Origin of the sequence: Cognatundibacterium jejuense, assembly GCF_014284255.1 — a bacterium.
Taxonomy (GTDB): Bacteria; Pseudomonadota; Gammaproteobacteria; order Burkholderiales; family Burkholderiaceae_D; genus Undibacterium; species Undibacterium jejuense.
Genome location: NZ_JACOFV010000019.1, coordinates 1 through 22,677 on the forward strand (window position 1 = coordinate 1; position 22,677 = coordinate 22,677).

19 protein-coding genes and 1 tRNA gene are annotated in these 22,677 nt (G+C 47.7%); 16 read left to right on the forward strand and 4 right to left on the reverse strand.

The window, feature by feature from the left end; all coding sequences use genetic code 11:
* The 16 genes from H8K32_RS17445 to H8K32_RS17520 all read left to right on the forward strand — a co-directional run.
* A partial coding sequence (locus H8K32_RS17445) for an EF-Tu C-terminal domain-related protein (RefSeq protein WP_456243415.1) occupies positions 1–260 on the forward strand: 260 nt, incomplete at its 5' end.
* Positions 261–328: 68 nt separating this feature from the next.
* Positions 329–404: transfer RNA gene (locus tag H8K32_RS17450), tRNA-Trp, on the forward strand.
* Positions 405–440: 36 nt separating this feature from the next.
* Positions 441–824, forward strand: a complete 384-nt coding sequence (gene secE, locus H8K32_RS17455) for a preprotein translocase subunit SecE (RefSeq protein WP_186913844.1) — start codon at positions 441–443, stop codon at positions 822–824.
* Positions 824–1,417 (forward strand): transcription termination/antitermination protein NusG, encoded by a 594-nt coding sequence (nusG, locus tag H8K32_RS17460; protein WP_186913845.1) that lies wholly within the window; start codon positions 824–826, stop codon positions 1,415–1,417. Before secE ends, nusG begins: the two co-directional genes overlap by 1 nt.
* Positions 1,418–1,562: 145 nt before the next feature.
* The gene (rplK, locus tag H8K32_RS17465; protein ID WP_186913846.1) at positions 1,563–1,994 is read left to right on the forward strand and encodes a 50S ribosomal protein L11; all 432 of its coding nucleotides are present in this window, start codon (positions 1,563–1,565) and stop codon (positions 1,992–1,994) included.
* A complete protein-coding gene (gene rplA / locus H8K32_RS17470) occupies positions 1,994–2,686 on the forward strand; it encodes a 50S ribosomal protein L1 (protein ID WP_186913847.1) in 693 nt (230 codons plus the stop codon). Before rplK ends, rplA begins: the two co-directional genes overlap by 1 nt.
* 287 nt (positions 2,687–2,973) lie before the next feature.
* The gene (gene rplJ, locus H8K32_RS17475; RefSeq protein WP_186913848.1) at positions 2,974–3,510 is read left to right on the forward strand and encodes a 50S ribosomal protein L10; all 537 of its coding nucleotides are present in this window, start codon (positions 2,974–2,976) and stop codon (positions 3,508–3,510) included.
* A 51-nt stretch (positions 3,511–3,561) separates the two neighbouring features.
* The gene (gene rplL, locus H8K32_RS17480; protein WP_186913849.1) at positions 3,562–3,936 is read left to right on the forward strand and encodes a 50S ribosomal protein L7/L12; all 375 of its coding nucleotides are present in this window, start codon (positions 3,562–3,564) and stop codon (positions 3,934–3,936) included.
* A gap of 214 nt (positions 3,937–4,150) precedes the next feature.
* Complete coding sequence (gene rpoB / locus H8K32_RS17485) at positions 4,151–8,257, forward strand: DNA-directed RNA polymerase subunit beta (RefSeq protein ID WP_186913850.1); 4,107 nt, start codon at positions 4,151–4,153, stop codon at positions 8,255–8,257.
* 273 nt (positions 8,258–8,530) lie between these two features.
* Positions 8,531–12,760 carry a DNA-directed RNA polymerase subunit beta' gene (gene rpoC, locus H8K32_RS17490; RefSeq protein WP_186913851.1) on the forward strand — a complete coding sequence of 1,410 codons (4,230 nt, stop codon included), beginning with the start codon at positions 8,531–8,533 and terminating at the stop codon, positions 12,758–12,760.
* Between the two features lie 216 nt (positions 12,761–12,976).
* Entirely contained in the window at positions 12,977–13,783 is an 807-nt protein-coding gene (locus tag H8K32_RS17495) for a biotin--[acetyl-CoA-carboxylase] ligase (RefSeq protein WP_186913852.1), read from the forward strand.
* Complete coding sequence (locus tag H8K32_RS17500; protein WP_343068058.1) at positions 13,776–14,570, forward strand: type III pantothenate kinase; 795 nt, start codon at positions 13,776–13,778, stop codon at positions 14,568–14,570. The genes H8K32_RS17495 and H8K32_RS17500 overlap by 8 nt, the downstream gene beginning before the upstream one ends.
* Before the next feature lie 18 nt (positions 14,571–14,588).
* Positions 14,589–15,278 carry an SPOR domain-containing protein gene (locus H8K32_RS17505; protein ID WP_186913853.1) on the forward strand — a complete coding sequence of 230 codons (690 nt, stop codon included), beginning with the start codon at positions 14,589–14,591 and terminating at the stop codon, positions 15,276–15,278.
* Positions 15,279–15,508: 230 nt separating this feature from the next.
* The gene (locus H8K32_RS17510) at positions 15,509–16,258 is read left to right on the forward strand and encodes an IclR family transcriptional regulator (RefSeq protein WP_186913854.1); all 750 of its coding nucleotides are present in this window, start codon (positions 15,509–15,511) and stop codon (positions 16,256–16,258) included.
* 60 nt (positions 16,259–16,318) lie between these two features.
* A complete protein-coding gene (gene hutG / locus H8K32_RS17515) occupies positions 16,319–17,134 on the forward strand; it encodes an N-formylglutamate deformylase (protein ID WP_186913855.1) in 816 nt (271 codons plus the stop codon).
* Positions 17,131–18,498 (forward strand): formimidoylglutamate deiminase, encoded by a 1,368-nt coding sequence (locus H8K32_RS17520; protein ID WP_186913856.1) that lies wholly within the window; start codon positions 17,131–17,133, stop codon positions 18,496–18,498. Before hutG ends, H8K32_RS17520 begins: the two co-directional genes overlap by 4 nt.
* A 74-nt stretch (positions 18,499–18,572) precedes the next feature.
* On the opposite strand, the gene H8K32_RS17525 is transcribed toward H8K32_RS17520, so the two are convergent.
* Genes H8K32_RS17525 through H8K32_RS17540 form a run of 4 tightly spaced genes read right to left on the reverse strand, consistent with a single transcriptional unit; the run spans position 18,573 to position 22,662 of the window.
* Positions 18,573–19,970, reverse strand: a complete 1,398-nt coding sequence (locus tag H8K32_RS17525; protein WP_186913857.1) for a hypothetical protein — start codon at positions 19,968–19,970, stop codon at positions 18,573–18,575.
* A gap of 49 nt (positions 19,971–20,019) precedes the next feature.
* Positions 20,020–21,387, reverse strand: a complete 1,368-nt coding sequence (locus H8K32_RS17530) for a hypothetical protein (RefSeq protein WP_186913858.1) — start codon at positions 21,385–21,387, stop codon at positions 20,020–20,022.
* Positions 21,384–22,232, reverse strand: a complete 849-nt coding sequence (locus H8K32_RS17535) for an ABC transporter ATP-binding protein (RefSeq protein WP_186913859.1) — start codon at positions 22,230–22,232, stop codon at positions 21,384–21,386. The genes H8K32_RS17530 and H8K32_RS17535 overlap by 4 nt, the downstream gene beginning before the upstream one ends.
* Positions 22,225–22,662, reverse strand: a complete 438-nt coding sequence (locus tag H8K32_RS17540) for a GntR family transcriptional regulator (protein ID WP_246447454.1) — start codon at positions 22,660–22,662, stop codon at positions 22,225–22,227. The genes H8K32_RS17535 and H8K32_RS17540 overlap by 8 nt, the downstream gene beginning before the upstream one ends.
* Positions 22,663–22,677: the final 15 nt, after the last annotated feature.

Below are 22,677 nucleotides of genomic sequence, written 5' to 3' on the forward strand. Positions count from 1 at the left end.
TCTATGTATTGTCTAAAGATGAAGGTGGTCGTCATACACCATTCTTTAACAACTACCGTCCACAGTTCTACTTCCGTACAACGGACGTAACTGGTTCGATCGAGTTGCCAAAAGACAAAGAAATGGTGATGCCAGGTGATAACGTATCTATCACAGTAAAATTGATCAACCCGATCGCGATGGAAGAAGGCTTGCGCTTCGCTATCCGTGAAGGCGGTCGTACTGTTGGTGCGGGCGTTGTTGCTAAGATCATCGAGTAATAATTTAGTTGTAAAGCAATATAGCGACTTGCCAAGGTCGCTATATTGATCAAGTGGTAACAAGCAGTAGGGGTGTAGCTCAATTGGCAGAGCGTCGGTCTCCAAAACCGAAGGTTGTAGGTTCGATTCCTACCGCCCCTGCCACCATCAAGGCCGTAAGGCACCGAAAGTAAATTAAGTATGTCTAATCATTCCGTACAAACTGTAAGTACTTCCAATGACAAATATAAAGTCATATTGGCAGTTGCTGCGCTGGTTTCTGGAATTGCTGCTTTTTATATTCTCGCTGGTCAGTCTACCTGGGTTCGGGTTGCTGCACTGGTAGTCGGTTTGGGTATTGCTGTTGGCTTGGTTGCAGTGTCGGACATGGGCAGAAATTTTGTAGAGTTTGCAAAAGAAGCTGTTCGTGAAACGAAAAAAGTTGTTTGGCCTACACGTAAAGAAGCTGGTCAGATCACAGCGGTCGTGTTTGGTTTTGTTTTGATCATGGCGATTTTTCTCTGGGGAACTGATAAGTTTCTCGAGTTCTTGTTGTATGACGTAATCCTCGGATGGAAAAAATAATGAGCGATAACATTCAGGAAAACGAACAAGGTACAGCGCCAGAGGTGTCTGTACCTAAAAGTGCTAAAAAATGGTACGCAGTGCATGCGTATTCTGGCATGGAGAAAAGTGTCCACCGTGCTTTGTTGGAACGTATTGAACGTGCAGAAATGCAAGATTTGTTTGGCCGTATTTTAGTGCCAACAGAAGAAGTAATTGAAGTTCGTAATGGTCGTAAGGCAGTAACTGAGCGTCGTTTGTTCCCAAGTTATGTATTCGTTGAAATGGAAATGACTGACGATACATGGCACTTGGTGAAAAACACAAGCAAGGTAACGGGATTTATCGGTGGTAAGTCAAATAAGCCATCACCGATTCCTCAGCACGAAGTTGATAAGATTTTGCAGCAGATGCAAGACGGTGTTGAGAAACCAAGACCAAAAGTATTGTATGAAGTTGGTGAAATTGTCCGTATTAAAGAAGGTCCATTCACAGATTTCAATGGCAACGTTGAAGAAGTGAATTACGAAAAATCTAAAGTACGTGTAACAGTAACGATCTTTGGTCGTGCAACACCAGTTGAGTTAGAATTTGCTCAGGTTGAAAAAGTCTGAGTCGGGTAAAAAATATCGTTGATTAGTACGTTAAAAGACGTTTTAAAGCGCACTTTTTAAAACTAATTAGTAAGCAGGCAGAGGAGCCCGGCAACATTGAATGATGTTGTTGGGCGCTACTACTCATTTAATGAAGGAGCCAAACATGGCAAAGAAAATTATTGGTTTTATCAAGCTGCAAGTGCCAGCTGGTAAAGCAAATCCATCCCCACCAATCGGCCCAGCTTTGGGTCAACGTGGCTTGAATATCATGGAATTCTGCAAAGCATTTAATGCACAGACCCAAGGTATGGAACCAGGTATGCCGATTCCTGTTGTGATCACCGCATTTGCTGACAAGTCTTTCACATTCGTGATGAAGACACCTCCAGCAACTTACATGATCAAAAAAGCAGCTGGCATCACTAAAGGTTCTGCTAAGCCACATACTGACAAAGTTGGTAAGATCACTCGTGCGCAAGCTGAAGAAATCGCGACTGTAAAACGCGCTGATTTGACAGCAGCTGATATGGACGCAGCAGTGCGTACTATCGCTGGTTCCGCTCGCTCTATGGGCATCACGGTGGAGGGTCTGTAATGGCTAAGTTATCTAAAAAAGCAAAGTTGCTCGCAACTAAAGTTGATCGTCTGAAAGTGTACCCATTTGATAACGCTATCGCGTTGATCAAAGAATGCGCAACAGCAAAATTCAATGAGTCTATCGACGTTTCTGTACAACTCGGTGTTGATCCTAAGAAATCTGACCAAGTTGTTCGTGGCGCAGTTGTCTTGCCAGCTGGTACAGGTAAAACAGTTCGCGTAGCGGTATTCGCACAAGGCGCAAAAGCTGAAGAAGCTAAAGCCGCTGGTGCAGATATCGTTGGTATGGAAGATTTGGCTGAACGCATCAAAGGTGGCGATATGCCATTCGACGTTGTGATCGCTTCTCCAGACACTATGCGTATCGTTGGTACATTGGGTCAAGTTTTGGGTCCACGTGGTCTGATGCCTAACCCGAAAGTTGGTACAGTAACTCCTGACGTAGCAACAGCAGTTAAAAATGCTAAAGCTGGTCAAGTTCAATATCGTACAGACAAAGCAGGTATCATTCACACTACAATCGGTCGTAAGTCTTTCGCTGATGGTGATTTGAAATCTAACCTGGTGGCTCTGATCGAAGCATTGAACAAAGCTAAACCAGCATCCAGCAAAGGTGTGTATCTGCGTAAAGTCTCTATCTCATCTACGATGGGTGCAGGCGTACGTGTTGATCACGCTAACCTGGGTTAAGTAAAAAATTAAGTCCCTGTGCTGAAAAGTACGGGGCGCATCTTTGGGCTGGATGTTTGGAAATAAACATCCAGAGTGTCAAAGACCGTGGGGCTTAAATCAAGGTTTAAGTTAAACATCTGGAGAGCAATCGACAGAGCCCAACGCAGATGGTGTACCCGATCAAGTTTTGTAGTGAATACTGGTTCGCCAGTGAAACTCCTAACTTCGGACGCCGTGTTCGAAACGATATGAGGGAAGTACATCATTCCGATGTGCCGACTGAGTATCATTAATGGAGGTTGACCGTGAGTCTCAATCTGAATGACAAAAAAGCCGTCGTCGCTGAAGTCTCTGCAAAAGTAGCAACTGCTCAGACTATCGTCGTGGCTGAATATCGTGGCATCCAGGTCGGTCATTTGACGCAATTGCGTGCTTCTGCACGTGCTCAAGGCGTTTACATGCGCGTGTTGAAAAACACACTCGCACGTCGCGCTGTTGAGGGAACTGTATTTGCAAGTCTCGCTTCTGAAATGACCGGCCCGTTGATCTATGCGATCTCGGACGATGCTGTTGCTGCTGCTAAAGTCGTTCAAGACTTTGCAAAAGGCAATGACAAACTGGTTGTTAAAGCGGGTAACTATGCAGGCAAATCGCTGGATAAAGCTGGCGTTGTCGCATTGGCAAGCATTCCTGCGCGTGAAGTACTGTTGGCACAAGTGTTGGGTATGATGCAGGCTCCTGTATCTGCTATGGCACGTGCTCTGGCAGCACTTTCCGCGAAGAAAGCATCCGAATCTCCTGCAGCACCAGTAGCTGAAGCTACTGAAGCTGCAGCAGAGTAAGAACTTTCTGTCAAATACCGTATCAATGTAATTAATTAATTGGAGTTTCAAATGGCAATTAGCAAAGATGATATCCTGGAAGCCGTAGGCGCGATGTCCGTAATGGACTTGAACGACCTGGTTAAAGCTTTCGAAGAAAAATTTGGCGTTTCCGCTGCTGCAATGTCCGCTGGTCCAGCTGCTGCTGGTGCTGGTGCTGCTGCTGCTGAAGAACAAACAGAATTCAACGTAATTCTGGCTGAAGTTGGCGCGAACAAAGTTGGCGTAATTAAAGCAGTTCGTGAATTGACTGGTCTGGGCTTGAAAGAAGCTAAAGACGTAGTTGATGGCGCACCAAAAACAGTTAAAGAAGCAGTTTCTAAAGCTGATGCTGAAGCAGCTAAAAAGAAATTGGAAGAAGCTGGCGCGAAAGCAGAAATCAAGTAATGCTGTACATGGCAAACCTTCGGGTTTGCCAGAGTCAAAGTCAGGAATCTTCTCGAAAGAGAAGATTCCTCTTTGGCTTCTTTGTCGTTCAGGGTTGTTTTGCTGTTTATTAAGACCGAGGGCTGAGACTTGAGGTTTTTTGTCGCAGGGTTGATTTAATTTTGTGACAGGAATCCTGAATTCTCCATCCTTCCTTGTCACTCACGGAGTGTCCATGCACTACTCATTTACTGAGAAGAAGCGTATTCGTAAATCTTTTGCGAAGCGCGCCAACGTCCACAACGTTCCGTTCTTGCTGGCGACTCAAATCGAGTCGTATCAAAGCTTTTTGCAAGAAGACAGAACACCGGCAAACCGAAAAAATGAGGGTCTGCAGTCGGCCTTCACTTCGATTTTCCCTATCGTTTCACACAATGGATTCGCTCGTCTCGAATTCTTATCTTACGTTTTAGGCGATCCGGCATTTGACGTCAAGGAATGTCAACTGCGTGGTCTGACCTATGCGTCACCTTTACGTGCGAAAGTACGTCTGGTGATCCTGGATAAAGAATCCCCGACCAAGCCTGTCGTTAAAGAAATGAAAGAACAGGAAGTCTACATGGGCGAATTGCCTTTGATGACGACCACGGGTTCTTTCGTTATTAACGGTACCGAGCGTGTGATTGTTTCCCAGTTACACCGTTCCCCAGGTGTGTTCTTTGAACACGACCGCGGCAAAACGCACTCTTCGGGTAAGTTGCTGTTCTCAGCACGTATCATTCCTTACCGTGGTTCATGGCTGGATTTCGAATTCGATCCGAAAGATATCTTATTCTTCCGTATTGACCGCCGTCGTAAGATGCCAGTCACGATCTTGTTGCGTGCTATCGGCATGAGCAACGAACAGATCCTGGCTAACTTCTTTGTTTTTGACAATTTCAACCTGCACAATGATGGCGCAGAAATGGAATTTGTTGCAGAACGTCTGCGCGGTGAAGTTGCCCGTTTCGACATCGCTGACAAGTCCGGCAAACTGATCGTTGCCAAGGACAAGCGTATCAACGCTAAGCACGTGCGTGAAATCGAAGCTGGTGGTATCAAACACATATCCGTACCAGAAGACTACTTGTTAGGTCGTGTTCTCGCGAAGAACATCATCGACAACGACACTGGCGAAGTAATCGCTAACGCCAATGATGAACTGACAGAAGAATTGTTAGGCCGTCTGCGTGAAGCCAATGTGACAGATATCCAAACTCTGTACACCAACGATCTGGATCAAGGTGCATACATCTCCCAGACTTTGCGTGCAGATGATACTGCTGACCAGATGGCTGCGCGTGTGGCGATCTATCGCATGATGCGTCCTGGCGAACCGCCAACAGAAGATTCCGTTGAAGCATTGTTCAATGGCTTGTTCTACAGCGAAGAGCGTTACGACCTGTCCGCAGTGGGCCGTATGAAATTCAACCGCCGTATTGGCCGTGATGAATTGACTGGTGCCATGACATTGTCGAACGAAGACGTGTTGGCTGTGATTAAGATCCTCGTTGAGTTGCGCAATGGTCGCGGCGAAGTCGATGATATCGATCACTTAGGTAACCGTCGTGTTCGTTGCGTTGGTGAATTGGCTGAGAATCAATTCCGTGCTGGTCTGGTACGTGTAGAACGGGCTGTCAAAGAGCGTCTGGGTCAAGCTGAAGCCGACAATCTGATGCCACACGATCTGATCAACTCTAAGCCAATTTCTGCTGCCATCCGTGAGTTCTTCGGTTCTTCACAATTGTCTCAGTTTATGGATCAGACTAACCCATTGTCCGAGATCACGCATAAGCGTCGTATCTCCGCCCTGGGACCTGGTGGTTTGACACGTGAACGTGCAGGCTTTGAAGTACGTGACGTTCATCCAACGCACTACGGTCGCGTTTGCCCGATCGAAACTCCAGAGGGACCAAACATTGGTTTGATCAACTCGCTGGCGTTGTACGCTCGTTTGAACGAATACGGTTTCTTAGAAACACCATACCGCAAAGTTGTTGACAGCAAGATCACTAATCAGATCGACTATCTGTCCGCCATTGAAGAAGGTCGCTACATCATCGCTCAGGCGAATGCGACCATCGACGGCGTTGGTACATTGACGGATGAACTGGTTTCTTCTCGTCAAGCTGGTGAAACGATTCTGGTTTCTCCGGAACGCGTACAGTACATGGACGTGGCAACTGGTCAGGTGGTTTCTGTTGCGGCATCCTTGATTCCGTTCCTGGAACACGATGATGCGAACCGTGCGTTGATGGGTGCCAACATGCAACGTCAGGCAGTTCCTTGCTTGCGTCCAGAAAAAGCATTCGTCGGTACTGGTATCGAACGTACAGTGGCAGTTGACTCCGGTACAACAGTACAAGCATTGCGTGGCGGTAAAGTAGATTACATCGATGCGGGCCGTATCGTTATTCGTGTCAACGATGCTGAAGCGCAAGCTGGCGAAGTGGGTGTGGATATCTACAACCTGATCAAGTACACACGTTCAAACCAAAATACCAATATCAACCAACGTCCTATCGTTAAAGTCGGTGACGTAGTTGCTAAAGGTGACGTATTGGCTGACGGCGCGTCGACAGACATGGGTGAACTGGCTCTGGGCCAAAACATGCTGGTCGCGTTTATGCCATGGAACGGCTATAACTTCGAAGATTCGATCCTGATCTCTGAAAAAGTGGTTGCTGATGACCGCTACACATCGATTCATATCGAAGAATTGTCGGTTGTTGCTCGTGATACGAAGTTGGGCGCGGAAGAGATCACACGTGATATCTCCAACCTGGCTGAAAACCAATTAGCACGTCTGGATGAATCCGGTATCGTCTATATCGGTGCAGAAGTGACCGCTGGTGACACACTGGTCGGTAAAGTAACACCAAAAGGTGAAACTCAGCTGACACCAGAAGAAAAACTGTTGCGTGCCATTTTCGGTGAAAAAGCATCTGACGTAAAAGACACATCCCTGCGCGTGCCTTCAGGCATGGTTGGTACAGTCATTGACGTTCAAGTGTTTACTCGCGAAGGTATCCAACGCGACAAACGCGCACAACAAATTATCGATGATGAATTGAAGCGCTATCGCCTCGATCTGAACGATCAGTTGCGTATTGTTGAAGGCGATGCGTTTGAGCGTCTGGAACGTATGTTAGATGGCAAGATCGCTGATGGCGGTCCAGCTAAACTGGCAAAAGGCAGCAAGATCACGAAAGAGTATCTGGCGAGCATCGACAAATACCACTGGTTCGACATTCGTCTGGCATCAGATGAAGCAGCGAACGCATTGGTAGCGATGAAAGATTCTATCGCCGAGAAACGTCATCAGTTTGATCTGGCTTTCGAAGAAAAACGTACCAAGCTGACACAAGGCGATGAGTTGCCACCAGGCGTACAAAAAATGGTCAAGGTTTACCTGGCTGTTAAACGTCGCTTGCAACCAGGTGACAAAATGGCGGGTCGTCACGGTAATAAGGGTGTGGTTTCTCGCATCGTTCCTATCGAAGACATGCCATACATGGCTGACGGTACTCCAGCAGACATCGTGTTGAACCCATTGGGTGTTCCATCACGGATGAACGTTGGTCAGGTTCTGGAAGTCCATCTGGGTTGGGCTGCTAAAGGTCTGGGCTTGCGTATCGGCGAAATGCTGAAAGCAAAAGCACAAGTTGAAGAATTGCGTGAATTCCTGAAAAAGATTTATAACGAATCTGGTAAAACGGAAGACATCGACGGTTTGAGCGATGCTGAAATCCTGGAATTGACGAATAACCTGAAAAACGGTGTTCCGTTTGCAACTCCGGTGTTTGACGGTGCCCACGAAAGTGAAATCCGCCGCATGCTGGATCTGGCTTTCCCTGACCATATCGCGCAACAACTGGGTATGACGCCATCGAAAAATCAGGTAACACTGTTCGACGGCCGCACTGGTGAAGCGTTTGAACGTAAAGTAACTCTGGGTTACATGCACGTTCTCAAGCTGCATCATCTGGTTGATGATAAAATGCATGCCCGTTCGACTGGTCCTTACTCTCTGGTTACTCAACAACCATTGGGCGGTAAAGCACAGTTCGGTGGTCAGCGTTTCGGTGAGATGGAAGTTTGGGCACTGGAAGCATACGGCGCGTCTTACGTCTTGCAAGAGATGTTGACAGTCAAGTCCGATGACGTAAATGGACGTACCAAAGTCTACGAAAACCTCGTTAAGGGCGATCACGTGATCGACGCTGGCATGCCAGAATCGTTCAATGTGTTGGTCAAAGAGATTCGTTCTTTGGGTATCGACATCGATCTCGAACGCAACTAATCAAAAAGCCTGCTACGCGTTTGATAGCGATGTGGCAGGTTTTTTAAGTAGTAACAAGTATTTAGTAGTAAAACCATCGCCCGAATTCGCTTCGGGCGTTGGTCATTCAGCTAGCCAGCAGTTTGGAAGCGGATTTTCGTTCCCGGTATCAGCGGAACCAGCGTCGAAAGACCCGGCTCTCCCGTTGATGCGAACAGGGTAAGGCGAAAGACCTTCTGTTGCAGCACCATTCAGCCACCAAGCGTTTTCAAGCGCTTAACTGGAGTGATATACATGAAAGCCCTGCTCGATCTTTTCAAGCAAGTCCAACCAAACGAACAATTCGACGCGATCAAAATTGGTCTGGCGTCACCGGATAAAATCCGTTCCTGGTCCTACGGCGAAGTTAAAAAGCCGGAAACCATCAACTACCGTACGTTCAAACCAGAACGCGACGGTCTGTTCTGTGCCAAAATTTTTGGCCCGATCAAAGATTACGAATGCTTGTGCGGTAAGTACAAACGCCTGAAACACCGTGGTGTCATTTGCGAAAAGTGCGGCGTTGAAGTGACATTGGCAAAAGTGCGTCGTGAACGCATGGGCCACATTGAACTGGCATCCCCGACTGCACACATCTGGTTCTTGAAATCTCTGCCATCCCGTTTGGGTATGGTACTCGACATGACATTGCGCGATATCGAACGCGTTCTGTACTTTGAAGCATACGTTGTGACCGATCCAGGCATGACGCCGCTGAAAAAATGTCAGATCATGTCTGAAGATGACTACGCTGCTAAATACGAAGAGCATGGCGATGAATTCACTGCGTTCATGGGTGCGGAAGGTATCCGTGAATTGCTGCGTTCTATCGACATCGATCGTGATGCAGAAATTCTGCGTACTGAACTCAAAGAATCTAAATCTGAAGCCAAGATCAAGAAATACGCTAAGCGTCTGAAAGTATTGGAAGCATTCCAACGTTCTGGCATCAAGCCAGACTGGATGATCATGGAAGTGTTGCCAGTGTTGCCGCCAGAACTGCGTCCATTGGTACCGCTGGATGGTGGCCGCTTTGCGACGTCCGATCTGAACGATCTGTATCGCCGTGTGATTAACCGTAACAACCGTCTGAAGCGCCTGATGGAATTACGCGCACCAGAAATCATCACACGCAACGAAAAGCGTATGCTGCAAGAAGCGGTTGACTCCTTGCTCGATAACGGTCGTCGCGGTAAAGCCATGACAGGCGCGAACAAGCGTCCATTGAAGTCTCTAGCTGAGATGATCAAAGGTAAAGGCGGTCGTTTCCGTCAAAACTTGCTGGGTAAACGTGTTGATTACTCCGGTCGTTCCGTTATCGTGGTGGGTCCACAACTGAAATTGCATCAGTGCGGTCTGCCAAAATTGATGGCGTTGGAACTGTTCAAACCATTCATTTTCAATAAACTGGAATTGATGGGTCTGGCAACAACCATCAAAGCAGCGAAAAAACTGGTTGAAATCCAAGAACCTGTCGTTTGGGATATTCTGGAAGAAGTCATTCGCGAACATCCAATCATGTTGAACCGTGCACCTACATTGCACCGTTTGGGTATTCAAGCGTTTGAGCCAGTATTGATTGAAGGTAAAGCGATCCAGTTGCACCCACTCGTTTGTGCGGCATTCAATGCCGACTTCGACGGTGATCAGATGGCGGTTCACGTTCCATTGTCTATCGAAGCACAGATGGAAGCACGCACATTGATGCTGGCATCCAACAATATTCTGTTCCCGTCCAACGGCGAACCGTCTATCGTGCCTTCTCAAGATATCGTTTTGGGTCTGTACCACGGTTCTCGCGAAGCCATCAATGGTAAGGGTGAGGGCATGATGTTCCCTGACGTATCCGAAGCGTTGCGTGCCTGGGACAACAAAGAAGTTGAACTGGCAACGCGCGTGACAGTGCGTATTACAGAATATCCAAAAGATCCAGTCACTGGTGAATTCGTTAAAACAATCAAACGTTACGAAACAACGGTTGGTCGCGCGATCTTGTCAGAAATTCTGCCAAAAGGCTTGCCATTCACCGTACTGAACCGTGCGTTGAAGAAAAAAGAAATTTCTAAACTGATCGATACATCCTTCCGTAAGTGCGGTCTGCGCGCAACGGTTGTGTTTGCTGATCAATTGATGCAAATGGGTTTCCGCTTAGCGACACGCGCTGGTATCTCCATCTGTATCGATGACATGTTAGTACCACCACAAAAAGTCACTCTGTTGGCAACAGCAGAACACGAAGTGAAACAGATCGAACAGCAATACGCTTCCGGTCTGGTAACTGCGGGTGAACGTTACAATAAAGTAGTCGATATCTGGGGCAAAACAGGTGATGAAGTCGGTAAGGCCATGATGGAACAGCTGAAAGTTGAAGCTGTAACACGTCGTGACGGTACTGTCGGCACACAAGAGTCCTTCAACGCGATTTACATGATGGCTGACTCCGGTGCGCGTGGTTCTGCGGCACAGATTCGTCAGTTGGCAGGTATGCGTGGTCTGATGGCGAAACCAGACGGTTCGATTATCGAAACACCAATTACAGCGAACTTCCGCGAAGGTCTGAACGTTCTGCAGTACTTTATTTCCACTCACGGTGCGCGTAAAGGTCTGGCAGATACGGCGTTGAAAACAGCGAACTCGGGTTACCTGACACGTCGTCTGGTTGACGTTACACAAGATCTGGTTGTGGTAGAAGACGATTGCGGTACAGCAAACGGCTCTTCCATGAAGGCGATCGTTGAGGGCGGTGAAGTCAACGTTCCTTTGCGTGAATTGATCCTGGGTCGCGTTGCTGCGAACGATATCGTTAATCCAGAAACACAAGAAACATTGTACGAAGCAGGCACCTTGCTCGACGAAACTTCTGTTGAAGAAATCGAACGTCTGGGTATCGACGAAGTGAAAGTCCGTACACCACTGACATGTGACACACGTTACGGTCTGTGCGCTATGTGCTACGGTCGTGATCTGGGGCGTGGCTCTATGGTGAATGCTGGTGAAGCAGTTGGTGTTATCGCTGCGCAGTCCATCGGTGAACCAGGTACACAGTTGACAATGCGTACGTTCCACATCGGTGGTGCGGCGTCTCGTGCAGCAGTGGCTTCTTCTGTTGAAGCAAAATCTAACGGCACGATCCGTTTCACAGCGACAATGCGTTATGTGACTAACGGTAAAGGCGATCAGATCGTGATTTCCCGTTCCGGTGAAGTCTTGATCACTGACGACCACGGTCGTGAGCGTGAACGTCATAAAGTACCTTACGGCGCAACATTGATCGTTAAAGATGGCATGGTGATCAAAGCTGGTACAGCATTGGCAACATGGGATCCATTGACACGTCCGATCATTACCGAATACACCGGTACTGTGAAATTCGAGAACGTCGAAGAAGGCGTGACTGTTGCAAAACAGGTAGATGAAGTCACCGGCTTGTCAACACTGGTAGCGATCGATGCGAAACGTCGTGGTAGCGCAGCAGGTAAAACACTGCGTCCACAGGTTAAGCTGTTGAACGAACAAGGTGAAGAAGTCAAGATCTCTGGTACCGAACACGCAGTAACGATCGGCTTCCAGGTGGGCGCGCTGATTACCGTGAAAGACGGTCAGCAAGTTCACGTTGGTGAAGTACTGGCGCGTATCCCGACTGAATCACAAAAAACACGTGATATTACCGGTGGTCTCCCACGCGTTGCTGAACTGTTCGAAGCACGTTCACCAAAAGATGCAGGTATGTTGGCTGAGGTAACTGGTACGGTTGCGTTTGGTAAAGAAACCAAAGGTAAGCAACGTCTGGAAATCACCGACATGGACGGCGAGAAACACGAGTTCCTGATCACCAAAGACAAACAAGTTCTGGTGCATGACGGCCAAGTGGTAAACAAAGGTGAAATGATTGTTGACGGCCCAGCCGATCCACAAGACATCCTGCGTTTGTTGGGTATCGAAGCGCTGGCACGTTACATCGTTGATGAAGTTCAAGACGTGTACCGTTTGCAAGGCGTTAAGATCAATGACAAGCACATCGAAGTGATCGTACGTCAGATGTTGCGTCGCGTTGTTGTGGTTAATCCAGGCGACACGAACTACATCGTTGGTGAGCAAGTTGAACGTTCTGACCTGTTAGGTGAAAACGATCGCGTGACTGCGGCGAACGGTATCCCTGCAACATATGAAAATATCTTGTTGGGTATTACCAAAGCTTCCTTGTCGACTGACTCGTTCATCTCTGCGGCTTCGTTCCAGGAAACCACACGTGTTCTGACCGAAGCAGCGATCATGGGCAAAAAAGATGGTCTGCGTGGCTTGAAAGAAAACGTCATTGTTGGTCGTCTGATTCCAGCTGGTACAGGTCTGGCATTCCACCGCGCTCGCAAGTTGAAAGAAACTTGGGAAGCGGATGAGCGTCAAGCAATGTTGGATGCAGAAAAAGCGATTTTTGCTCCAGCCCCTGAAGTTGCAGCATCTGATGTCACTGAAGGCGAAGCTTAAGCTTCTCTGAAGTAATCTGAAAAGGCACCGCAGTTCATTCTGCGGTGCCTTTTTTTATTTCTGTAGGCGGGAGCAACCCACGCGGAACTAACGGCGTGGCGGGTTTGACCCGTCCTGCAAGACGATGAGAAGCGATGGCCAAACAAAGAACGGTGACGACACAAAGCCCTCATAAAGGTATCATGGCACCGTTGCACAATATAATTCTTACCCCTCATGTCTGAACAAACACTCCACGCCTATGCAGTACCCGATGCCAGCAAAATAGCCGCCTTGCGTGATGCGTTCGGCATGTTGCTGGATATCGAAGTCGTACAAGAAACGGGTTCGACCAATAGCGATCTGATGGCGCGACTCACGGAACTACAAAAGCCCGTATTTCGCCTTGCCGTACATCAGACGGCAGGACGTGGCCGCGCTGGTCGCAGTTGGAGTTCCGAGGCTGGCGGCATGCTGATGTTTTCTATTGCCTGGCCGATGACACAGGCGTCGCATCAACTCATGGGCTTACCATTGGCAGTGGGTGTTGCATTGGCGGAGACCCTGCATAGCCTGGATTTGCCAGTCCAATTAAAATGGCCAAATGATGTCTTACGCGACGGTAAAAAGCTCGCCGGGATATTAATAGAAAGCGCTGCAAAAAAAGATAGTGGTACCTGGATCGTTGCTGGCATAGGTTTAAACTTACAAGTGTCCGATACATTTGAAGCACAAATCGGGCGCCCAATAGCTGAAGCACCGTGGTTAGCACGCATGGATAGAAATGCATTAACTGCTGCGTTGCTGAACGCGCTGGCACGCGCATTTGACCAATTTGAACGTGAAGGATTTTCGGCATTTTTAGCGCGCTGGAATAAGCTCCATGCGTACGCAAATCAAGAGGTGCGCATCATTGATCAAGGTCAGGTCTTGCAAACAGGCTTTGCGCTTGGTGTCGATGCCACTGGTTGTCTGGTATTGCAAACAACGAGAGGGCAGGTGAGTATTGTGGCAGGGGATGTTTCTTTGCGACCACTTGAATAAACGAAAAAACGACGACATGCTATTACTGATAGACGCGGGTAATACCCGCATTAAATGGGGTATTCCGGATACCCAACAATTGCCAGCGCCCGCGCAACCACATTGGCTGAAAATCACCTCTGTTGCGCATGATCAGACTGATCAACTACTCGCAGAATGGCAGCAGCACAAGGTCACCCGCATTCTGATTTCTAACGTTGCAGGGTCAGAAGTCAAAACACGTTTAATGAATTTGTTAGCGCATGCGTTTCCAGACCTGACACCCGAATGGTTCGCATCGCAAGCACAATGTGCTGGCGTCACGAACAATTATCAAAATCCGCAGCAATTGGGCTGTGATCGCTTCGCCTCTGCGATTGCCGCCGCCTATTTATATCCATCTCAACATGTGATTGTTGCGACATGCGGTACGGCGACGACCGTCGATGCCGTGACCGCACAATCAGAGTTTGCCGGTGGCATGATCTTGCCTGGTCTTAAACTCATGGCCGAATCGTTAGCGCGAAACACAGCGCAATTGCCACAGGTCGCTGAAAGCATACAAGTCGACCAACCATTCGCCAACAACACCGATCAGGCGATTGTCAGCGGTTGCATTCATGCTCAGGCTGGTGCCATTACTCTCGCCTACCATGCACTACACAAAAAACAAGCGGAACCGGTGATTTGTCTCATTTCTGGCGGTGCCGCGCCTTATCTTTTGCCACATCTGTCATTTCAGTGTGAACATATCGCTAATCTTGTCTTGACGGGACTGTTTGTCGTGGCACAATCAAACCCACGCTGAATTCATCTAATTATTATCATGTTGCGATTTTTTTTCTGGTTTCTGTTGGTTGTTAATGCCTTGATCCTGGCGTTCAATTTTGGCTGGCTAGGCAATTGGCCCTTAGAAACCCATGAACCGGAAAGACTCAAGCAACAACATCATGTGAATCAACTGGTACAGGTTCCAGCCAGCGTGGCATTGGCACCTGTTGCGTCTGCTGCAACAGCGACGGAAAAGAAAAATGAAATTACCGCCTGTATAGAAATCGGCAATTTCTTACAATCTGATGCGCCAAAAGTCGAAGAAAAACTGAAAGTACTCGCGCTGGGTGATCGTCAATCACGGTTGAATGTCAGCGATTCAGCGACCCACATGGTCTACATCCCTTCTCAAGGCAGCAAAGAAGGTGCAGATAAAAAAGTCAGTGAGCTTCGTCGCATCAATGTCACCGACTTTTTCGTGATTCAGGATCAAAGCCCTTTGCGTTGGGGTATTTCTTTGGGTGTGTTTAAAACCGAAGAAGCGGCAAAGCAGCACCTCGCAGCATTAAACACCAAAGGCGTACACACTGCTCGCATCATGCCGCGCACCGTAACGACGAATAAATTCTCGTATCAATTACGGGCATTAAATACTGATGAAAAAGCCAAATTTGACGCGCTGAAAGCTGAATTTCCCGCGCAAGAGGTGCGCAATTGCCAGAATGCCGCCTACGGAAAAAACTGAGTGCTAAATATTTGAGCGGATTGTTAGTGTGGGTGTAACCCGCGCGGTCGTAGTGTCAAACTGCAACCTTACCCCATACTCACCATTCTGCAAGCGGTTGACGGTAGGTGTAACTCAAGGAAACGCCATTAAACCCTCGTAAATTCCCACCAAGCGAGAATTTAAGCTTGAGCTTTCCCCATGAAGTGCTAGCATGGACAGACTAAATTCATTTGTTGGTATTGATTTTTATGAGTCTGAGTTCAGCAGCACCAGTGGCTACGAGTGAACGAGTATTGCATGTGTTGGCATGTGTTGCCAGACAAGGGCAGGCAATGTCCGCGCGTGAGTTGGTGGCGCAAACGGGATTGCCACTAAGCACTATTTATCGCCATCTGACAGCCTTAAAAAAATGGGGCTGGGTGCAAGAGCATGCGCGTAGTGGTTTGTATGAGCCGGGGCCGTTAGCAGTGCAATTAGCACACGGTTTTGATCAGCACTCATGGCTCATGCAAGCAGCACGAGCGGATATTGAGCAACTGGTTGAACGTTCCGGTGAAAGCGTTGGCCTGCTTTGTTATCTGGATGGGCAAGTGATCTGTCTGGATATGCAAGAAAGCCAGCAAGCTTTGCGCTGCTCGTTCGCAAAAGGGCGAGCCAATTCAACAGTACGTGGTGCATCGGCCAAAGCTTTGCTCGCATTTCTGCCTGAGCAAACGCAGTTGCAACTACTTGATCAAAATTTCTTACAAGCGCAGCAAGATAGAACAGCGTTAGAACAAAGCTTGCAACTCATACACCAACAAGGCTACGCTACCAGTGAAAACGAAATTGATGACGGCGTCTGGGGTGTCAGTGCCCCCATTTTTTCTGGCAAACATCAAGTGATCGCCACTTTGTCCTTGATGGCACCAGCGCAGCGTGCAGCGAGCCGCCACAATGATTTGATCCATATGACGGTGACGGCAGCGCATCGTATCAGCCGCGTCCTTCAAGAGTAAAACCTACAATCATAAAACCTACAATAGTAAAAACTAAAAGACCAAAACGGAGAACTTGCTATGAACCCTTCTTTCCATTTTAAAGCTGGCAGCGTGCCACTTTTGATTTCCATGCCGCATGTTGGCACGACCATCGCGCCTGAAGTTGCGGCGCAGATGTTGCCGATTTCTGAGCTCAAAGCCGATACCGACTGGCATTTACCCTTGCTCTATAACATGGCTGACGAACTAGGTGCATCAACGATCGCTGCCGAATATTCACGTTATGTCATAGACCTCAATCGCGCACCGGACAATGCGAATCTGTATCCAGGGCAAGATACGACAGGCTTATGCCCCATAGACACTTTCGACAAACATCCGCTGTACGCGTCTGAAAATTTACCCGGTCAGACAGAAATAGAACGCCGCATTACCACATACTGGCGACCGTATCATCAACAATTAAATGCAGAATTAGAACGACTATTGCGCATCCACGGTCACGTCGTTTTATGGGATGCTCACTCGATTGCATCGGTGGTGCCGCGCTTTTTTGAAGGTAAATTACCAGACCTGAACTTCGGTACTGCCGATCAAAATTCCTGCGCCAGTGGTTTGCAAGAAGCGCTACAACAGACCTTGGCACAATCCGTCGAGAGCCAGGCTTACACGCATATTTTTAATGGCCGTTTTAAAGGTGGCTATATCACACGTCATTACGGTCAGCCACAACGCAACATTCATGCGGTGCAATTAGAAATGAGCCAATGCGTGTACATGAACGAAGCCGCACCATTCGCCTATCGCCCTGACCTTGCACAGCAGGTGCAACCGGTGCTTAAACAAGCGTTGCAAACATGTTTGAATTGGGTACGGCAAGGAGTGTTCAAATGAGCCAGCAAAGCCTATTTGCTGCAAATGCTTACCTGCCGCAGGGATGGACAAAAAATGTACGCCTGCATTGGGATGCCGCTGGTGCTTTAACTGACATTGAAATCGGCGCCCAAGTACACGCTGGAGAAACACAAGCCGAATTTGTTTTGCCGGGAATGACCAATCTGCATTCACACGCATTTCAACGTGCCATGGCTGGCATGACCGAAATGGCAGGTGAATCAAAAGATAGTTTCTGGACCTGGCGCGATCTCATGTATCGCTATGCGTTGCACATCACCCCAGAACAAATACAAGCGATTGCTGCGCAACTGTATATGGAATGTCTGCGTCAGGGTTATACCTCGGTGTGTGAATTTCATTATTTACACAGAGCCATTGATGGTCGTTGGTATGCACGTCCGGCAGAAATGGCGCAGCGTGTGATTGCTGCTGCCACCCAAACTGGCATTGGCATCACCATGTTGCCTGTGTTGTACAGCTATGCCGATTTTAATGCGCAAGCGTTGCGCGAAGATCAACGTCGTTTCAAGACTTCTGTCGATGATATTTTGCGATTGGTCGAAAATCTGGACGCAGAGCGCAGCGCCCAGGTCGAAATTGGTGTCGCTCCACATTCTTTACGCGCCGCCAGCATAGCGCAAATCCGCGAAGTCTATGCAGCGCTGTCAGCACAGCGACCTTTGCATATCCATATCGCGGAACAAACCAAAGAAGTCGATGCTTGCCTTGCCGCGACTGGCAAGCGTCCGGTGGAACTATTGCTGGAAACGGGTCTTGTTGATCAGCGCTGGTGTCTTGTGCATGCGACGCATTTGACCAAAGCAGAAGTACAAGGCATCGCCGCCAGTGGCGCCGTCGCCGGCATTTGCACCACGACAGAAGGCAATCTTGGTGATGGATTTTTTGACCTTCCAGATTACATCGCCGCTGGTGGGCGTTTTGGTATTGGCAGTGATAGCCACGTCTCGCAAAGCCCCGTCGAAGAATTGCGTTGGCTGGAATACGGCCAGCGTCTGCGCTTGCAAGGCCGCAATATCGCCAGCTCTGCTACGCAACGTCAGGTTGGCGATTTCTTGTGGCAGCACGCATTACAAGGCGGCGCACAAGCCAGTGGCCGTCAGGTCGGACAACTCGCCAGCGGCTATCGCGCTGATATGTTGATCCTCGATGACCAGCATCCTAATCTGGCCGGGTTGGCAAGTAGTGCAGTCCTCAATACCTGGATCTTTGCAGGTAACGACAATCTGGTGCGCGATGTGTATGTAGCTGGCAAGCGCGTCGTGCAAGAAGGTCGTCACGTTGAGCAGAGTGAGATTCAGCAAGCTTATGTTGAATGTATGCGGAGTTTGCGGGCTTTATGATGTAGCTTTTGTTGATGTGAAAAACGAGGCCAGATGAGCCTCGTTTTTTTTCGCGTGGATTGTGGGTTCCTTGCTTATTTGCCCTGAACCCGCATGAGCAGTAATTCTCCATTCCAACGTCGGTTGTTAATGCGCATGAGCAGATAACTAAGCATCAGTAAGCACGCAGCATATATGGGACCCACATGAAACAAACGTGCACTACTAAAATATATGCCAAGAAAAATGAATGCACCAACCGTGAATAAACACAGAATAAGTTTCGGCGTTGAAATTTTGCCCGGTTTGTTAAAGCTCGCGAGAAAAATCGCAAGCACATTGGCGAACAAGCATTCAAATGGAAGTAGCCAATAGTTCGGTAACGAGTACACGAACGCGAAGAAATGATCTTTATCGAAAAGCAATGCAATTGCCTGATACGCCACCACGCCGATCAATAGCAACCCACCCTGCATTTCGATAGACGACATCAACATGTTATTCGCGAGTTTTCTTTGTTGAACTTTTCCCGGTAAGAGAAAATATCGCCAGTGTATGTCCTTAACAACTAAGTAACTAGTCAGCACCAGACTGTAAATAAAGAAAACAAATAGGTTGGAAGGAGTTTTTTCTTTGCTGGTCACTTCATCAAAGATATTTGGGAAAAATATGCCGAACTGCATGGCTCCAGTCAACAAACTGCTGAGTGAAACTACAACACCTTTTTTATAATGTATGCCCATCATGTTAGTCACGATGGAATATCTTTGCGTGTGTTTAAGAAGCCCTTGCCATAGTTTGACACTGAGGACTTTTTTGTTTGCGGGAATTCGTATTTTCAAGTGACGATACAATGCCAATAAACAGAGTGGCCAGATCAGTGACAGACCCATGAGAACGATTGCAGGCAATTGATTTATCCAGGATACAAAAAGCGGAATACGACCAGCGAATGATAATGCGATCAGGACGATAAAAAGCGAGCCTAAAATCCACGTGCTTTTACTGCCAGCGAAAAATCCGTAGTGCAGCAGAGAGATAACAAGTATCGAGCTATTCACAATGGAAATCAGCACCGCAGGCATAGCAAATGACCACGGCGAATAGGGAAACAGAAAACCAGTCGCCAATATGGTGCTGGCAATACTCGTATGTTTGAGCAACTCAAACAATATGCCGCGCACATTTTCACGCCATATCCGTAACGGAACCTGCTGAGTTCTCAATACCTTTGCAATCTGCGCGAGGTGAGCAATTTGTTTCCTGGTTTGTATCGTCAATATGAGCGATACACCCGCCGTCAGATATTGTGAAAAATGATAGATATCGTCCGTATATCTGGAATGAGCTGTACTAATCAGACCTGTCAAGGTCACGATCAACACCATCAACGCAAATAGTGCATACAAGACGAAATTACCGACGCTATTATCAGGCCGCAGACGGACAGTATCTGCCCTTAATTGATACGCTGGAACGAGGGAGTTTTTCATATTTTTTTGCGGCAAAATATTGGTCTTTTGATGTCTTCGGCGCTCAGAATTATTTGAATTTTTCAAATAGCAAATGCGCATTCCAGCGACGGTTATTGATGCGCATTGTGTAGTAGGCAAATAGCATCAGCCCCGCAATGTATAAGTAATTCGCCGGAAATAAGGCTATGCTTTTTTGATGACTGAACGTTGGAAAATACATCAGCAAGCCAACGATCGTCATGATGCAAACAATCGCCAAACCTATCATTTTCCACCCGCGTAAAGACGCAAAAAAAATTGCAAGACAGAGCATTGCAGTCCATTCAAACGGTAAGCGCCAGAATTTGGGTATCGTAATGATCGTTTCGTAAGTTGACTGTGGTGCAATGAGCAGACCAATGGTTGTCGCTAAAATGCCCAGGCATAAATAAGCGCTAACCTGCAATCTGATTGTTGAGAAGAGAATAAGGCTGGCGAGGCGTCGTCGTTCTAAGCCACCAGGCGATAGTAAATAACGCCAATGCAAATCCCGGGCAACTAATTGGGCAGAAAACATGACGCTTCCGACCAGTAAAACGAGTAATCTGTTGCATGTCACCCCATCCTCGCCGCTGACAGTATTTGGTATTAACGCCGTTACAACACTAGGCCAAAAAAGGATGTAAATAATTGGCCATAACTGATTCATGATTAAATTAAATGACGAATATTTTTTGTTCCATTTGTACTGCGTTTTTATTTCTGTATAGCGTTTAAGTTCACGACGAATTCGTTCGAGTAAGTCTGGCGGGCTTGTCTTGGTGGTGCTGACATTCACAAGTAATCGATCAACCGGACGCTTAATTTGCCATATCAGCATAGCGGGCATCAAGGCCGCAATAACTAAAAGTAATGCGTTTGAAATTTGATGCAGGCTATTGAATACTATTGTTGTCGTGCGAGATGCTAACAGCATTATGATCGCTAAGCCGTACAGAAAAAGTATGATGCGTTGCCATTTTAAATTCAAGAAGCCATTATTTGCCAATCCGAAGAACACACTCAGTGCACAGCTCAAAGACATCAGCATTAATGAAAAATTCAAGGAAGTCGGTGCGGCGATTAGAAAGTAGACGACCAGTGTGATTGCCGCAACAAGGTAATCTCTGAGCAAATTCTGGCATTCACATTTCAGACTTGCTTGCCAAAGATTTTTCGGCGTGATTTGGTGTTGCAGAACGCGTGAAACTGATGCCAGATTCGCTATTGCTATTAAGACGCGAATCGTCAGCACAAAACAGAACAATCCCGTGAAGATCATCCCAAGATCTGCATCCATTGTCCTTTGCTGAATAACCCGAATAATCATGATCAACAGCACCGCAATACCGATTCCTGTGTACAGGAAAAAATTCAGTACAGTGGTGATGACATTTTCTCTGGCGATGCCTTTCATGCATTCAACTCCAAAAATAGTTCATCAAGCGTCAATGCCTTGCCGCGTTCTGCCAGTTCAGGTTGATGGCGGATGTCGACAATGCAGGTCTCTTTGTCTTCGTTTTTGCTGATGATGACCGAGGGATGGATATCTTCGCTCGCTGGCACCAGACGATAAAATTCCAACATCGCATCCCAGCTATCAAAGGCTTGCAGATGACCGTCGCGCATAAAGGCAACGTGGCTGACGACGCGTTCCAGATCATTGAGCAAATGGCTGGAAATAATCACGGTGCGCTCACGTTCCGCTTGTTGTTCATTCGCCAGATCGCCAAACATCGCCAGCATAAATTCACGGCGGCTGATCGGATCGAGATTGGAGACGGGTTCATCCAGAATCAGTAAATCCGGATCATGCGCGAGTGCCAGTACGAACGATAATTTTTGTTGATCGCCACCGGATAGTTTTCCAACTTGTGTTGTCAATGGCAGGTTCATCCGCACGGCGAGTCGCATGCAGCGGTCTTCATCCCAACGCGCATAGGCTTTGCCAATTTCTCGTAAATGTTCGTACGCCGTCATCCATTCAAATACATCTGGCGTTTGTGCGACGTAACCAAGGCGTTCACGTACTGCATCGCTGAGGTCTAAAGATGAACAGCCAAATAGCGCAGAGCTACCGTTATCTGGTTCACGCAAACCGACCAGCGCTTGTAACAAGCTGCTTTTACCTGCACCGTTACGCCCAACCAGTCCGACCACGGCACCTGCAGGTACGGCCAGATTGACGCCTGCAAATGCGACACCACGTGGATGAAACAGACTCAGTTCTTTGGCTTCTACAACGATTTCCAGATCATTCATATGATTCACCTTTCTCTTTTTGCTTTGTATCTTGCAGACAAGCCAGGAATAGCGCTTGTGCTTCTGCTGTTGGAATACCCAGTTGGGCAGCAACTTGCGCCGCGGCTTCTAAAGACGGACGTAATAGTTCCAGCTTGTCTTCAGTGCTGGACACATTTTGCTGATAAGCGACGGCCATCCCCACACCACGCTTGCGGACGATGCTACCAGCGGTTTCCAGCATGCTGTAGGCCTTGCTAACCGTCATGGGGTTAATCGCAAAATGCAACGCTACTGCCCTTACCGAAGGCAAGTCATCATTTGGCTGCAACTGACCACTGGCGATCAAGCGCTGCACCTGCTCGACGATTTGTCGGTAGATGGGAATAGGAGAGGATGTTTGTATATCGTATAACATGGTGTACAAGTGTATCACTACAATAATACACATTGCAATCGCATGTTA